The organism is Rhizobium sp. BR 362 (genome assembly GCF_036528765.1).
Taxonomy (GTDB): domain Bacteria; phylum Pseudomonadota; class Alphaproteobacteria; order Rhizobiales; family Rhizobiaceae; genus Rhizobium.
Map to the genome: position 1 here is coordinate 1 of NZ_JARWGH010000089.1, position 1,540 is coordinate 1,540.

At 60.5% G+C, this 1,540-nt stretch carries 1 protein-coding gene; it reads right to left on the reverse strand.

What is annotated here, in order from left to right; genetic code table 11:
- Positions 1-312: 312 nt before the first annotated feature.
- Positions 313-1,431 carry an IS110 family transposase gene (locus tag QDY28_RS30830; RefSeq protein ID WP_331384855.1) on the reverse strand — a complete coding sequence of 373 codons (1,119 nt, stop codon included), beginning with the start codon at positions 1,429-1,431 and terminating at the stop codon, positions 313-315.
- Positions 1,432-1,540: the final 109 nt, after the last annotated feature.

The following is a 1,540-nucleotide window of genomic DNA, read 5'->3' on the forward strand; positions in this document are numbered from 1 at the left end:
CTCTTATGTTCGTTTGCAAGGTCTTTAGTCATGACTGTTTCCTTTCCGGTCTTGACGACGAAAGCACATGCGTGGAGCTGTTGAACAAAGGAGGAGACAGGGCATTTTGACGACGGCTGGCATACTCTTATGCGCGGATTGGGTACCGCATTTCCGTGTGTTCGTCTGGGGCTGCCTCTGTCTAATTTCGGGCTTGGAATTATCCGCCACATAGGGTCCGCGAGGGTTCCCCACCGGAGCCCTGTCTCCATCTTTATCCAACAGCAGATGACTACAATTTTTCGGTTAAGCGTTGCTCTTCAAGCTATCGGCTCAGGGTTTTGCTGTAGGAGCGACCTCCTGCCCGATCGCCCACAGGAACGCTGCCATTTCTCGGGCAATGGCGGTGACCGCGACCACTTTCTGCTTGCCGGCCGCCATCAGCTTGCGATAGCGCCCGCAAAGCCTCACCTGGCCTTTCCAGGCTATCTCACGAACGGCCCTTGGAAGGCTCTCGAGCCGCGCCTGGATCGTCGGGCTCACACGCGCGGGGAAGCGATATGTCCAGGCGCCTTCTATGAGGACCCGACGCGCCCTTGCGTTGCCCGCCTTGGTGATCCCGCCGCGTTTGACCCGTTCGCCCGTTGAGCTCTCCGACGGCACGAGACCGAGATACGCCATCAACTGACGGGGATTATCAAAGCGCCTGACGTCGCCGATTTCGACGACAAAGGTGACCGCTGTCATGAATGCAACGCCGCGCATCGCTTGGTAGGCGGCCACAACCGGGGCCATCGACCAGGATGCCGCGGTCTCCACCACCAGCTGGGTCAGCCGGTCCAGACGCACGCCGGCATCCTCGATCGCCTGGCAATATTCCGCCAGCAGGATGTGGTGGGCGGAATGATCGAAGGCTTGGCATGCCAGCCATCTTGTATGGGCACGCGTCCATGGTTTGCGGCCGGTATAGATCCGGCCGTGACGCAAGAGGAAAGACTGAAGTTGCTGACGCGCCTGTTTCAGCGCGTCGCTGGCCGCCTCGCGAGCCCGCACCAGGTCGCGGATCGCCTCATGGCCTTCATCCGGAACCCAGACCGCCGTCAACTCGCCGGCGCGGTGGAGGCGCGCCAGGCTCACGGCATCCCGGCGGTTTGTCTTCACCCGGTCACCTGCACGCCTGGGCACCAGGGACGGCGCCACGACCACGCAGTCATGTCCAAGGTCGATAATCTGACGGTAAAGACCGTAACCCGTGGGACCGGCCTCGTAGCAGAAGTGAAGCTTGGCTCCACGCTTAGAAAGCTTGTTGACCATCGATGCCACCGACGCCGGCTCCGAGGAGATGTCGCCGAAAAACCGCACCTCGCCGTTGCGCTCTCCATCGGCAATGGCCACTGAAATCTTCAACTTCGACGTATCCAAGCCGATGAAAATTACGCTATCTTCTTTCATGGTTCGTCCTCGCTTAAGCGTGGGGCTCGGCTCCGGCCTATCCAGAGCAACCCCCGACTTCAGCTTACTGCGGGGGCGGGCCACCTTCACCCCGCGAACATACGGTCTA

Excerpts from the sequence above, each read along its gene's own strand:
- QDY28_RS30830 (WP_331384855.1), bottom strand. The coding sequence starts at position 1,431 with ATGAAAGAAGATAGCGTAATTTTCATCGGCTTGGATACGTCGAAGTTG.